The 12649-nt window shown below is 70.5% G+C and carries 15 protein-coding genes; 9 read left to right on the plus strand and 6 right to left on the minus strand.

Annotation, left to right across the window (positions count from 1 at the left end):
• Nucleotides 1-203: 203 nt before the first annotated feature.
• The 5 genes from OTB20_RS40670 to OTB20_RS40690 form a co-directional block, all read right to left on the minus strand.
• Nucleotides 204-1499 carry a M18 family aminopeptidase gene (locus OTB20_RS40670; protein ID WP_267824948.1) on the minus strand — a complete coding sequence of 432 codons (1296 nt, stop codon included), beginning with the start codon at nucleotides 1497-1499 and terminating at the stop codon, nucleotides 204-206.
• Nucleotides 1500-1596: 97 nt separating this feature from the next.
• Entirely contained in the window at nucleotides 1597-2337 is a 741-nt protein-coding gene (locus OTB20_RS40675) for a hypothetical protein (protein WP_267824949.1), read from the minus strand.
• A gap of 195 nt (nucleotides 2338-2532) precedes the next feature.
• Nucleotides 2533-4359 (minus strand): acyl-CoA dehydrogenase, encoded by a 1827-nt coding sequence (locus OTB20_RS40680; RefSeq protein WP_267824950.1) that lies wholly within the window; start codon nucleotides 4357-4359, stop codon nucleotides 2533-2535.
• Between the two features lie 67 nt (nucleotides 4360-4426).
• Nucleotides 4427-4840 (minus strand): ATP-binding protein, encoded by a 414-nt coding sequence (locus tag OTB20_RS40685; RefSeq protein WP_267824951.1) that lies wholly within the window; start codon nucleotides 4838-4840, stop codon nucleotides 4427-4429.
• On the minus strand, nucleotides 4837-5043 hold the full coding sequence (locus tag OTB20_RS40690; protein WP_267824952.1) for a hypothetical protein: 207 nt from the start codon (nucleotides 5041-5043) through the stop codon (nucleotides 4837-4839). Before OTB20_RS40690 ends, OTB20_RS40685 begins: the two co-directional genes overlap by 4 nt.
• 118 nt (nucleotides 5044-5161) lie before the next feature.
• Between OTB20_RS40690 and OTB20_RS40695 the strand changes: the two genes are divergently transcribed.
• The 6 genes from OTB20_RS40695 to OTB20_RS40720 all read left to right on the plus strand — a co-directional run bounded on the left by OTB20_RS40695 (nucleotide 5162) and on the right by OTB20_RS40720 (nucleotide 8388).
• The gene (locus OTB20_RS40695; RefSeq protein WP_267824953.1) at nucleotides 5162-6085 is read left to right on the plus strand and encodes a helix-turn-helix domain-containing protein; all 924 of its coding nucleotides are present in this window, start codon (nucleotides 5162-5164) and stop codon (nucleotides 6083-6085) included.
• Nucleotides 6003-6197 (plus strand): DUF397 domain-containing protein, encoded by a 195-nt coding sequence (locus OTB20_RS40700; protein WP_324290480.1) that lies wholly within the window; start codon nucleotides 6003-6005, stop codon nucleotides 6195-6197. Before OTB20_RS40695 ends, OTB20_RS40700 begins: the two co-directional genes overlap by 83 nt.
• 48 nt (nucleotides 6198-6245) lie before the next feature.
• Nucleotides 6246-6710, plus strand: a complete 465-nt coding sequence (locus OTB20_RS40705) for an SseB family protein (RefSeq protein ID WP_267824955.1) — start codon at nucleotides 6246-6248, stop codon at nucleotides 6708-6710.
• 25 nt (nucleotides 6711-6735) lie between these two features.
• The gene (locus tag OTB20_RS40710) at nucleotides 6736-7695 is read left to right on the plus strand and encodes an ArsR/SmtB family transcription factor (protein WP_267824956.1); all 960 of its coding nucleotides are present in this window, start codon (nucleotides 6736-6738) and stop codon (nucleotides 7693-7695) included.
• Between the two features lie 101 nt (nucleotides 7696-7796).
• Complete coding sequence (locus OTB20_RS40715) at nucleotides 7797-8156, plus strand: hypothetical protein (RefSeq protein ID WP_267824957.1); 360 nt, start codon at nucleotides 7797-7799, stop codon at nucleotides 8154-8156.
• Nucleotides 8157-8217: 61 nt separating this feature from the next.
• Nucleotides 8218-8388, plus strand: coding sequence for a hypothetical protein (locus OTB20_RS40720; RefSeq protein ID WP_267824958.1), 171 nt, complete (start codon nucleotides 8218-8220; stop codon nucleotides 8386-8388).
• Between the two features lie 70 nt (nucleotides 8389-8458).
• On the opposite strand, the gene OTB20_RS40725 is transcribed toward OTB20_RS40720, so the two are convergent.
• Nucleotides 8459-9508, minus strand: coding sequence for an aldo/keto reductase (locus OTB20_RS40725; RefSeq protein ID WP_267824959.1), 1050 nt, complete (start codon nucleotides 9506-9508; stop codon nucleotides 8459-8461).
• Between the two features lie 105 nt (nucleotides 9509-9613).
• Between OTB20_RS40725 and OTB20_RS40730 the strand changes: the two genes are divergently transcribed.
• From OTB20_RS40730 to OTB20_RS40740, 3 genes are all read left to right on the plus strand, one after another.
• Nucleotides 9614-10303: a TetR/AcrR family transcriptional regulator gene (locus OTB20_RS40730; RefSeq protein WP_267824960.1), complete on the plus strand. Its 690-nt coding sequence runs from the start codon at nucleotides 9614-9616 to the stop codon at nucleotides 10301-10303.
• A gap of 107 nt (nucleotides 10304-10410) precedes the next feature.
• A complete protein-coding gene (locus OTB20_RS40735) occupies nucleotides 10411-11412 on the plus strand; it encodes a pirin family protein (protein WP_267824961.1) in 1002 nt (333 codons plus the stop codon).
• A gap of 287 nt (nucleotides 11413-11699) precedes the next feature.
• A complete protein-coding gene (locus OTB20_RS40740; protein ID WP_267824962.1) occupies nucleotides 11700-12449 on the plus strand; it encodes a GntR family transcriptional regulator in 750 nt (249 codons plus the stop codon).
• The last annotated feature ends 200 nt before the right edge of the window (nucleotides 12450-12649 follow it).

Consider the following 12649-nt stretch of genomic DNA (forward strand, 5'->3'; position numbering starts at 1 on the left):
CAACCGACTCGTCGGCATCCTCCACGGCTGCCTCAAAACCCGCACCCACTACGACGAAGCAACCGCCTGGTCCCACCACGCCCACCCCCACCCCGCTTGACACCAAACGACATGGGGTGTCTGACCCGGAACCTCGACACGACTGTGCCCGCCGGGGAGTTCCCCCGGCGGGCACAGTCGGTACGTACGGGTGCGACGGGGCGTCAGCTCACCAGGAACGCCAGCATCGTGTTCGCCAGGAGGTACGGGTCGTCCGCGCCGCACAGTTCGCGGGCGCTGTGCATCGAGAGGATGGCCACGCCGATGTCCACGGTCTGGATGCCGTGGCGGGCGGCGGTGATCGGGCCGATCGTCGTTCCGCACGGCATCGAGTTGTTGGAGACGAAGGTCTGCCACGGCACGCCGGCCCGCTCGCAGGCGTTCACGAAGACCGCGCGGCCGCTGCCGTCCGTCGCGTAGCGCTGGTTGACGTTGACCTTCAGGATCGGTCCGCCGTTGGCGCGCGGGTGGTGCGAGGGGTCGTGCCGCTCCGCGTAGTTGGGGTGCACGGCGTGGCCGGTGTCCGAGGAGAGGCAGATCGCGCCGGCGAAGGCCCGCGCGCGGTCCTCGTAGGAGCCGCCGCGCGAGAAGACCGAACGTTCCAGCACGTTGCCCAGCAGCGGTCCGTCCGCGCCGGTGTCCGACTGGGAGCCGTTCTCCTCGTGGTCGAAGGCGGCCAGGACCGGGATGTAGTTGAGGTTCTCGGCGGCCGAGGCCGCCGCCAGGGCGGCTACGCCCGCGTGGACCGACAGCAGGTTGTCCATGCGCGGGCCGGCCAGCAGTTCGCGGTCGCGGCCCAGGTAGGCGGGCGGCTCGATCGAATGGACCATCAGGTCCCAGCCCGCGACGGAGCCGCGGTCGAGTCCTTCCTCGTCCTCCAGGAAGGCGATCAGGTCGCCCTCCTGCACGTCGCCCAGGCCCCAGATCGGCTGCATGTGCCGCTGCTTGTCCAGCTTGAGCCCGTCGCTGTTCACCGACCGGTCCAGGTGCACGGCGAGTTGGGGTACGCGCATCAGCGCCCGGTCGATGTTCACGAGCCGTTCGGTGCCGTCGTGCAGGGTCAGCCGCCCGGCCAGGCCCAGGTCGCGGTCGAGCCAGGTGTTGAGCAGGGTGCCGCCGTAGATCTCCACGGCGATCTGCCGCCAGCCCTGCGTGCCGGTGTCGGGCAGCGGCTTGACCCGGAGGTTGGGGGAGTCGGTGTGCGCGCCGACGATCCGGAACGGGGTGTGCGCGGCCGCGCCTTCGGGTACGTACCAGGCGATGATCGCGCCGCCGCGGAGTACGAACTTGCCCCCCGTGCTCGCGTCCCAGGCGTCCGTTTCCGCCAACTGCCTGAATCCGGCCTTCTCCAGCCGCTCGGCCGCGTTGGCCACGGCGTGGTACTGCGACGGACTCGCCGCCAGGAAGGTCATCAGATCGTCGGTGTGGCCGCGGTCGAAGCGGGCGGCGGGAGAGCTCATGTTGTTCACCTTAACGACGGTCGTGTTCGTCATGGCCGGACTGCGGCGGATGGCCGGAGGGAGGGGCCGCGGGGGTGTGGCCCGGGCCCCCGGCGTGTCAGCCCGGCGGACGGTCGAAGCGGCGCTGCAGCTGTCTGCGCTCGCCCCGGCGGATGCGCGGGAGCATCTCCGGGGTCTGCGCGGAGCGCTGCGCGCGCCTCTTGCGTCCGGCGCAGAAGATACAGGCCTCACCGGGTGGGGCGTCGGGATCGATGGGGGCGCCCGGGTGCTCGGAGCATCCGGAGGCGTTGCGCGGCCGGGACAGCTCACGGGCCACGATGAAAGCGCGGTGCAGGTCGTCGGCCATCGCGACGAAGTCCTCGGGGGGTGAGGACAGGCTCAGGTGGAAGCGCCGCTCCTCGACCGTGCGCAGGCAGCCGTGCAGGGCCTGGAGGTTGTACGGGGGTTCGGGCACGGGGTACCCGAGCCGGCGCTGCTCCCCGGCGGGCGGGGCGGCGGAGGCCGCCCGGGCGCCCTGGGCGCGCAGTCCGAGGCGGCGCCGGTCGTTGCAGATCAGGCAGCGGCCCCAGCCGTCGGGCGCCTCGGGGTCGAGGGCGCCGTTGGGGTGCTCCGGGCAGCCGGTGTAGCTCTTGGCGGGCGCGAGCCCGGCGGCGGTCTGGAAGGCGGTGTAGAGGGCGTCGGCCACCGATTCGTACTCGGTGGGGTGGGCGCCCTCGTAGAGCTCCTTGAGGTGGTCCCCGAGGCTGCCCACGGCGGACTGCAGCTCCTTCAGGGCATAGGGCCGCCCGGTCGGGACCGAGTACCCCCTGCTGCCGCGCTGCTGCTCCTGTGGACTCATACCCACGAGCGTCCCACGAAGCACCGACATCCCGGGAACCGCGCAGCCCACGGGCGGTACGGGGGCCGGGCGGGGGCCGCTGCGGCCGCCTGCGCGCCGGGCCGTACGCACGCCGACGGCCGGGTCCGCTTGCGCAGGACCCGGCCGTTGGCGTGTACGTACACCGCGTACAGCTCGGGGAGGAGTGGACGGGGCCTAGAAGGCGGCCTCGTCGAGCTCCATCAGGGTGTTGTCGACGGTCTCGGCGAGCGCGCGGGCGACCGAGACGCCGGGCAGGATCTGGGAGGCGAAGAACTTCGCCGCCGCGATCTTGCCGGTGTAGAACGGCACGTCCTTGGCGGAGGCGGCCGGCAGCTTCTCGGCGGCCACGGCCGCGCCCTTGAGGAGCAGGTAGCCGACGACCACGTCACCGGAGGCCATCAGCAGGCGGGTGGTGTTCTGGCCGACCTTGTAGATGTTCTTGACGTCCTCGCCGGTGGCGGTGAGGTCGACGACCATCTGGCCGACGATGGCCTCCAGGTCCACGGCGGCCTTGGCGAGCGCGTCGCGGGCCGGCGCCAGGTCCTCGCCGCCCTCGCCCTCGGCCAGGAACTTCTTGACCGTCTCGGTGAGGACGTTCAGGGCGGCGCCCTGGTCGCGGACGATCTTCCGGAAGAAGAAGTCCTGGCCCTGGATGGCCGTGGTGCCCTCGTAGAGGGTGTCGATCTTCGCGTCGCGGATGTACTGCTCGATCGGGTATTCCTGCAGGTAACCGGAGCCGCCGAAGGTCTGGAGCGACTGGCTGAGCTGCTCGTAGGACTTCTCGGAGCCGTAGCCCTTCACGATCGGCAGGAGCAGGTCGTTGAGGCCGACGAGGGAGGAGCTGTCCTCGCCCGCGGCCTGCTTGATCTGGATCTCGTCCTGGACGGAGGCGGTGTACAGCACCAGGGCGCGCATGCCCTCGGCGTACGCCTTCTGCGTCATGAGCGAGCGGCGCACGTCGGGGTGGTGCGTGATGGTGACCTTGGGGGCCGTCTTGTCCATGAAGTTGGCCAGGTCCGGGCCCTGCACGCGCTCCTTGGCGTACTCCAGCGCGTTGAGGTAGCCGGTGGAGAGCGTCGCGATGGCCTTCGTGCCGACCATCATGCGGGCGAACTCGATGATCATGAACATCTGGCGGATGCCGTCGTGCTTGTCACCGATCAGCCAGCCCTTGGCGGGGTGCTGGTCGCCGAAGGTCATCTCGCACGTGTTGGAGGCCTTGAGGCCCATCTTGTGCTCGACGTTCGTGGCGTAGACGCCGTTGCGCTCGCCCAGCTCGCCGGTCTCCCAGTCGAAGTGGAACTTCGGGACCAGGAAGAGGGACAGGCCCTTGGTGCCCGGGCCGTGGCCCTCGGGGCGCGCGAGGACGTAGTGGAGGATGTTCTCCTCCATGTCGTGCTCACCGGACGTGATGAAGCGCTTGACGCCCTCGATGTGCCAGGAGCCGTCGTCCTGCTGGACCGCCTTGGTGCGGCCGGCGCCGACGTCCGAGCCGGCGTCCGGCTCGGTGAGGACCATGGTGGAGCCCCAGCGCTTGTCGACCGCTATCTCGGCGATCTTCTTCTGCGCCTCGTTGCCCTCTTCGAAGAGGACGCCGGCGAAGGCCGGGCCGGAGGAGTACATCCATACGGCCGGGTTCGCACCCAGGATCGTCTCGGCGAAGGCCCAGATCAGGGAGCGGGGCGAGGTGGTGCCGCCGATCTCCTCGGGCAGGCCGAGCCGCCAGTACTCGGAGTCCATGAAGGCCTTGTAGCTCTTCTTGAAGGACGCCGGGACGGGCGCGGTGTTGGTGGCCGGGTCGAAGACCGGCGGGTTGCGGTCGGCGTCCTCGAAGGATTCGGCCAGCTCGTTCTCGGAGAGCTTGGCGATCTCGCTGAGGATGGTCTTGGCCGTCTCGGTGTCCATCTCACCGAACGGTCCGGTGCCGTACAGCTTGTCGCGCCCGAGCACCTCGAAGAGGTTGAACTCGATGTCGCGGAGATTCGACTTGTAGTGCCCCATGGCGACGGCTCCGTTAAGGCTCGGTGAGAGTGGTTCCTCGTGCATACCAATCGGTAACGTAATGATGCTACCCGCCGGTAATAAGGGCAACCCTTCCGTCCCGACTGTGACCAGGGTCAAGTTCCAGCTCGCACCAAACGGTCTTGCTGCCGGGACCCCGGGCCACACCCCATTTCAGCGCCAGCGCGTCGAGCAGGGCTAGACCCCGCCCGGACTCCTCGGCCCCCGCCGCACACCGCGGTACGGGCCATGCGCGCGGGTCGGGATCGGTGAGCTCGACCCGCGTACGGGCTGCCCTTCCGGTGATCCGCAGCGTGACGGGAGTGCCTTCGCCCAGGTGGGTGAGGACGTTGGTGAGCAGCTCGCTCACGCAGAGCTCGGCGTCGTAGGACGCCCCGGCCCCCAGGTGCTCCCGCACCGCGCGGCGGGCCAGGGGGACGGCCCCCGGGGTGGCGAGCAGCCGGAGCATGAGGTCGTTCACTTCGCCGCCAGGGCGGTGGCCAGCCGGTGCGCGGTGGCGGGGTTGCAGTTGCCGAGGGAGATCAGGGGCGGGGAGTCGTAGCGCCCGGCGTAGGAGAGGAGGTGCAGGTCGAGGGAAGGGAGGGTGATCCCGTGTGCGGCCAATGCTTCGCGGAGTCGGTTGAGGGCCGCTGTGGCCTCGTGGTCGTGCGGGTGGTCGCTCATGGGTGGACCCTTCCGGTCGCGGACTGTCTGTGACGAACTCCTCACAGGCTGGCGTGGGGCGGCGTAGCGTGGGAAGGGTTTCGAGTCCACAGCGCGAAGTGTGGAAGGCGGGCCGATTGTGGTCGCACGTAAGGACATTGACGGCTCGGCGAGCGTTCCGGCGTTCTACGGGAAGGAGCTGCGCTGGAAACGGGAGGATGCCGGGCTCACGCTCCAACAGGCCATCGCGGGCAGCTTCTACGGGGTCAGCTATCTGAGCGAGATCGAGCGAGGACATCGCCGGATGCCGTTGGACCTAGCGGCGCACATCGACCGGGTTCTGCGGACGGACGGGTTCTTTGCGCGGCGTTGCGAGGACGTACGCAAGGCACGGACGAACCTCGTCGCGCCGTACTTCCAGGACGCCTTCGATATGGAGACGCGAGCGCGGGACATCCAGGAATGGAGCCCCATGCTCCTCCCCGGGCCTCTCCAGCTGGAGCCGTACATCCGGGAAATGATCCATACCTTCAACCCCAAGGACGGCGAGGCGGAGGTCGCGAGGAAGGTCGCCTCACGGCGTACCCGCACATGGGTATTCGAGGAGCCTGAGGGGCCGGCGTCGTGGGTCGTCCTGGATGAGTCGATCCTTCGGAATCCGGTCGTCTCGGACCAGGTCATGGCAGAGCAGCTGGAGCACATCGCCGCTGTTGCGCATCGCCGCCACTACGTTCCACAGATCCTTCCGTGGAACGCCGGGGCGCACCCTTTCATGATGGGATCGACCTTGCTCATGACGTTCGGTGATGAGCCGCCGGTCATGTACACGGAGGGCATGTACAGCGGCCAGCTCATCGACGATCCGGGCATCGTGGAGCAGTACCAGCAGGCGTACAACCGTCTCCGGGCGGCGGCGCTGCCGCCCAAGACGTCTCTGAAGATGATTGAAGACGCTGCAGAGGATTTCGCAAATGGCAACCATGCACGACGACTTGAGCGCCGTCAGCTGGCGCACGAGCAGCTACAGCACCGCCCCGGAGGGGCTCTGCGTCGAGGTCGCTGACGGAATCCCCGGCCTCGTCCCCGTCCGGGATTCCAAGGTCGAGGACGGGCCAGTCCTCGTACTCTCCGCCACCGCATGGGCCGGGTTCATCACAGGGCTGAAGTCCCACTGACCGGAACTCGTCGTCCCGGGGGCCAGCCGTCTCGGTAGGCTTCGCCCCATGTACGGCTACGACCAGAACCCGGGCGCCCAGCAGGGCTACGCGCCGCAGCAGCCCCAGCAGGGCTACGCGCAGCAGCCTCAGCAGCCGCTGTACCCGGAGCCGTCTCCGCCCTCCCTCGCGGACGCGGTACGCGCCTTCACGACCGGGTCGCTGTCCGCCGAGGACTTCCAGCAGATCTTCGCCTCCTCGAAGGTCTACTGCCCGCGCGGCGACACCCCGGGTTTTCTGGCGCTGCACAACACGCAGCAGCCGGTCATCCCGATGTTCACCACGCTCAAGGAGCTGCGCCGGTACGCCGGCAAGGAGTCCAAGTACTTCGTGATCACCGGCGCCGAAGTGATCGACCTGCTGCCCACCGGCTACGGCTTCGTCCTCGACATGGAGGGCGACCACCGGATGGTCTTCGACGCGAAGGCCGTCGAGCAGATGGTCGACTTCGCCATGCGCCGCATGTACGGCTAGATACCTCGCCGGGTCGGGGGCGGACATGCTGCGGGTGCACTTCCAGGCCGAGGACCTCTTCAACGTCACCTTCGCGAGCGAGCCGCTGCCCCTGGTGGAGCTGGCTCTCGCGCTCGTAGCCGCTCAGCGCACGGATGAGCAGGCGATTTTCGGCCGCTGGCGCAGCCTTGCCGCGCGGGAGCTGCCGGGGCGGGTGCGCCCGCTCTTCGACCTGCTGCGCCCCGACGGCGACAACCCGCAGTTCGTGGAGCCGTACACGCGCAGCCTGGAAGAGGGCCTTTCCGTCATCCGGGACCGGGTGCCCTTCCTCACCCCGGAGGGACTGGCCCGCGCGGCCGCCCGCGCGCCGGGCTCACCGACCTGGCTGCGCTCCCTGTGGGGCCAGGACCGGGAGGCCGGGGAACAGCTCGATTCCGCGATCCGGTCCGCGTACGAGGTGCTGATAGCCCCGCACTGGCCGCGCATCCGGCAGTCCTTCCAGGCGGACGTCGCCTGGCGGACCCGGCTGCTGGCCGCCCACGGGATCAAGGCCTGCCTGGCCAGCACCCATCCGGCGGCCGACTGGTCGGGCCTCGTCTTCGAGGTGGGGCGGCCACCGGACTACGAGGTCCGGCTCGGCGGGCGCGGGCTGGTGCTGATGCCCTCGCCGTTCTGGACGGGCCGCCCGCTGCTGGTCGACCAGCCGGACGGGAGCTACGTACTCCTCTACCCGGCGCTGACCCCCCTCCCGCTGGTGTCCCCGGAGCGGGCGGAAGGCGCGCTCGACGCGCTGCTCGGGCGGACGAGGGCGGCCGTGCTCCAGTTGCTGATCGAGCAGCGCACCACGTCCGAGCTGGCCCGCGACCTCGACATCAGCCTCCCGTCGGTCTCGGAGCACACCCGCACCCTGCGCGCGGCCGGCCTGATCACCACGGCCCGCGACGGCAAGGCGGTCCTGCATTCCGCGACCCCGCTGGGCGTGGACCTGCTGCACAGCGGTCGCTGAGCGGACTGTTCGGCGGAGCCCGAAAGGATCGCGGCGCCGCCCGCGAGTCCCGAATATCAGTGCTGCGGGGGGAATCCCGCTCCTACTGACAGGGGACCGTGATGGCAGGTACGTCCTTACGCACGAAGCTCGCGGCAGTGGCGGCCACGGGGGTGATGGCGCTGGGTACGGGGGTCCTGGCGGCATCGCCGGCGCACGCAGCGACCACCTGCCCGACCTACTACGCCTGCATCTACTGGGGCGAGACCGAGTCCAGCGGTATCCGCCAGCTGTGGAAAATCAAAGGCGTTTACAAGATCTACGGCTACGAGGGCCGCCACCTGATCGTGAACAGTCAGACCGAGAACTGGAAGATCTGGCTTTGCCAGAACACCAACGGCACCGACTGTGACGGGGTGTGGCCGGGACAGTCGGTGGTGCTCAACATGACCCCGTACAACTCGGTCTCGATCGAGCCGTAGGCCCTTCGGCCCCGCAACCGCACTCGATCCCGATCCGGGATCGCGACCTGAGGAGACAGCGATGACTCGTACTCGTAAGGCTTCGACCACGCGTGTCCGGCTGCGCACGAAGGCGGCCGCCGCGCTGGCGGTGACGGCCCTGGCGATGGGCGTGGGCGCCATGGCCGCGGCTCCGGCCCAGGCCGCGACGGCCCACCTGTGCCGCGACGCCAACCCGGCCTGCAACACCTGATTCCACGGCACGGCAGTGCTCGCGGCCCCGGGGGGATTCCCTCCGGGGCCGCTTCCGCCGCGCACCGGGTTCAGGCGCCCGGCCCGGGGACGGCGGGCGGGCTGAGCCGGGCGAAGCCCTCCTGGCGCTCGTACGGGAAGTAGGGGTACGGGGCCGGACGGTGGCTCGCCGCGTCGAGTTTGGCCATCTGTTCGGGGGCGAGCGTCCAGCCCACGGCGCCGAGGTTCTGGCGCAGTTGCTCCTCGTTGCGGGCGCCGATGATGACGGAGGACACGGTCGGCCGCTGGAGCAGCCACCGCAGGGCGATCTGCGGGACGGCCTTGCCGGTCTCCCGGGCGATCTCGTCGAGGGCGTCGACCACGCGGTAGAGGTGCTCGTCCTCCACGGGCGGGCCGTAGTCGGCGGTGTCGTGCAGCCTGCTGCCGGCGGACAGCGGGCGGCCACGGCGGATCTTGCCGGTGAGCCGGCCCCAGCCGAGCGGGCTCCAGACGATCGCGCCCAGTCCCTGGTCGAGCCCGAGCGGCATCAGCTCCCATTCGTAGTCGCGGCCGATGAGGGAGTAGTAGACCTGGTGGGCGACGTAGCGTTCCCGGCCGCGGCGGTCGGCGGCGGCGAGGGACTTCATCGCCTGCCAGCCGGAGAAGTTGGAGACGCCGAGGTAGCGGATCTTCCCGGCCCGGACCAGGTCGTCCAGGGTGGACAGGACCTCCTCGACGGGGCTGGCGGCGTCGAAGGCGTGCAGCTGGAAGAGGTCGATGTAGTCGGTGTCGAGTCGGCGCAGGGCGGCGTCGACGGAGGTGATCAGCCGGGACCGGGAGGTGCCCGCGTCGGCCGGGCCGTCGCCCATGGGCAGGCCGGCCTTGGTGGAGACGAGCACCCGGTCGCGGCGGCCCTTGAGGGCGGCCCCGAGCACCTCCTCCGAGGCGCCGGCGGAGTAGACGTCGGCGGTGTCGAACATGGTGAGGCCGGCGTCGAGGCAGATGTCCACGAGGCGGCGGGCCTCCTGCACGTCGGTGGTGCCCCAGGCGCCGAAGAGCGGTCCCTGTCCGCCGAAGGTGCCGGCGCCGAAACTCAGCGCCGGCACCTGAAGCCCTGAGGTACCCAGCCGCCTGTATTCCATGAGGTGTCCCCTTCTCGGCTACGGAACCATCTAATGGGTCTGTGGTTCCGTTAAGATATTCCCACCGTAGCAACCCGTGGCTACTAATGGAACAGGAGTCCCGTTATGGAGTTCTCGGAGCCAGAGCCCGAGTCAGAGCCGGAGCCGGAGTTGGAAGCAGGGGTCGAGTCCGGCGTCGAACCGGGCGCCGTGCGCCCCGGTGGGCGGACCGCGCGGGTGCGGGCCGCCGTGCTGCTGGCCGCCGGAGACGTGCTGGCCGAGGAGGGTTTCGCCCGGCTGGACCTGGCCGACGTCGCGCGGCGCGCGGAGGTCGGCAAGACGACCGTCTACCGCCGCTGGGGCACGGCCACCGGGCTCGTGGCCGATCTTCTGCTGGACATGGCGCAGCAGTCGGTACCGCGTACGGAGACCGGCTCGCTGCTCGGGGACCTGACGGCCAACGCCCGCCTGGTGCGGCGGACGCTGGCCGATCCCCGGCAGGGGGCCCTGTTCAAGGCGGTGATCGCGGCCGCCACCTGTGACCCCAAGGCGGCGGAGGCCCTGCACGGCTTCTATGCCGTACGGGTCGAGGAGTGGGCGCCCTGCGTCGAGCAGGCGGCGGCCCGTGGTGAGGTGCCCGCGGACACGGACCCCCTCGAGGTGATCCGCGCGGTGTCCGCCCCCCTCTACTACCGCTTGCTGACCACGGCCGTCCCGCTGGACGAGGCCACCGCCGACCGGGCCGCGGCGGCCGCGGCGGCCGCGGCGCGCGCGGGGGTGTACGTACGCCCCCGGCCGTCCCGGAACGAGCCGTGATCCGGGGTCGTGCGGGTGCGGGAATGCCGACGGGGTGCACGCTGTTCTGGCGGGTGGCAGAAAGTTCGGGTTTCAACTAAACTCGACGCCAGAAGGAGGTTCCGACCATGCCTGCAGTGACTGTGGAGAACCCGTTGACGCTCCCGCGCGTCGTGGAGCCCGCCCAGGAGACGATCGCCCGCAAGGTGCTGGCCGTCACGACCGCCCCGGGTGGCTTCGAGGGCGAGGGATTCCCGGTGCGCCGTGCGTTCGCCGGGATCAACTACCAGTACCTCGACCCGTTCATCATGATGGACCAGATGGGCGAGGTGGAGTACGCGCCGGGCGAGCCCAAGGGCACCCCCTGGCACCCGCACCGCGGCTTCGAGACCGTCACCTACCTGATCGACGGAACCTTCGTCCACCAGGACAGCAACGGCGGCGGCGGAGTCATCAACGGCGGCGACACCCAGTGGATGACCGCCGGCTCGGGCCTCCTGCACATCGAGGCCCCGCCGGAGTCCCTCGTCCTGTCCGGCGGGCTCTTCCACGGCCTCCAGCTGTGGGTGAACCTCCCCGCCTCCGACAAGATGATGCCCCCGCGCTACCAGGACATCGGCGGCGGCCAGGTCCAGCTGCTCTCCACCCCGGACGGCGGCGCCCTGCTCCGCGTCATCGCCGGTGAGCTGGACGGCCACCAGGGCCCCGGCATCACCCACACCCCGATCACGATGATCCACGCGACGGTCGCACCCGGCGCGAAGATCACCCTCCCCTGGCGCGAGGACTTCAACGCCCTGGCGTACGTACTGGCCGGGCGCGGCACGGTCGGCGAGGACCGGCGGCCGGTCCACACCGGGCAGACCGTGGTCTTCGGCGAGGGCGGGTCGCTGACCCTGCGCGCCGACGAGGGCCAGGACTCCAACGCCCCCGCGCTGGAGATCGTCCTGCTCGGCGGACAGCCGATCCGGGAGCCGATGGCGCACTACGGGCCGTTCGTGATGAACAGCAAGCACGAGCTGCAGCAGGCGTTCGACGACTTCCAGGCCGGCCGGCTGGGCCGTATCCCCACCACCGAGCGGACCGGCCTCGGCCACCGCGGCACGGGCGACGCCGAGACCGAGGCGTAGGCCCGGCGTCGAACGCGACACCGGCCGGCCGGGCGTGATGCCCGGCCCGGCCCGGCCCGGCCGGGGCACCGGATCGCGGGTGTCCGGCGTGGCGGGTGTCCCCCGCGCGGTTCTTCGGGTGTACCAAAGCGACACCAGACGGAAATGGGGTCGTCCGGTCCGCTGGTGCTGTGGCCGCGAGGTGCCGTGCCGGGCGCCGCGAGACGGTGAACCTTTCCGGTCACCGCGCCAGGCGGCCCGGGGGCCTCTCCCGGGCCCGCGTCGGGCCCGGCGGAGTGGGAGGCACCATGCCCGTAGAGCCGGACTTCCGCCCCGTGGTGCCCGACGGAGCCCAGCCGCCGTACGTCCTGGCCAAGCAGGCCCTCGCGCACGCCATCGCGGCCGGCGCCCTCGCCCCGGAGCAGCGGCTGCCCTCCGAGCGGTACCTCTGCGAGCAACTCGGCATCAGCCGCTCCACCCTGCGCCGCACCCTCAAGGAACTCGGCGAGGAAGGGCTGGTCGAATCCTCCGAGCGGCGCGGCTGGCGGGTGCGGCGGGTCGGCTTCAGCCACTCGACGGACACCGCGGCCCTGACCGGCTTCGCCGGCCTGAACCGGAGCCTGGGGCGGGCGGTCACCGCCCGCGTCCTGGGCGCCCGTACCCGCCCGGCCGCCTCGGAAGAAGCCGAGCGGCTCCAGATCGCCACCAAGGCCGAGCTGTTCGAGCTGCGCCGGGTGCGGTTCCTGGACGGCCTGCCCGTCTGCGTCTCGCACGACCTCGTCCCGCTCGCCGTGGCCCCGGCCGTCGCCGGGGCGGACTTCACCACCGCTTCCCTCTTCGGCCTGCTGGCCGCCGCCGGCCACGTACCCGTCGGCGCCCGCTACACGGCCCGCGCGGCCCTCGCCGATGCCGAACAGAAGCGGCTGCTCGGCCTGAGCGGCCCCTCGCCCGTGCTGAACACGCGGCGGCTGGCGCTCGACTCCGTCGGGATCCCGTGCGCCGACAGCCGGGAGACCTACCGGGCCGACCGCCACGAGGTACGGCTCACCCTCGGCTGAGACGGGGCCTTCTCTCCAGACGCCACCGGGTCTTTGGTAGGCAATCCGTCCGCCGATTTACCTAATGTGGCCACTAAGAGGTCGCGCAGATAGGCGCGGTGGGGAGCCTTGGGCGAAACAGGCACAGGCCCTGGGCGATCACGTAGTTGTCACGTTCTGTGATTTCTCGGGGTCTGCCGCGAACGGAGTGGCTGTACGCC

This window comes from Streptomyces sp. H27-H1, assembly GCF_026627445.1.
Taxonomy (GTDB): Bacteria; Actinomycetota; Actinomycetes; order Streptomycetales; family Streptomycetaceae; genus Streptomyces.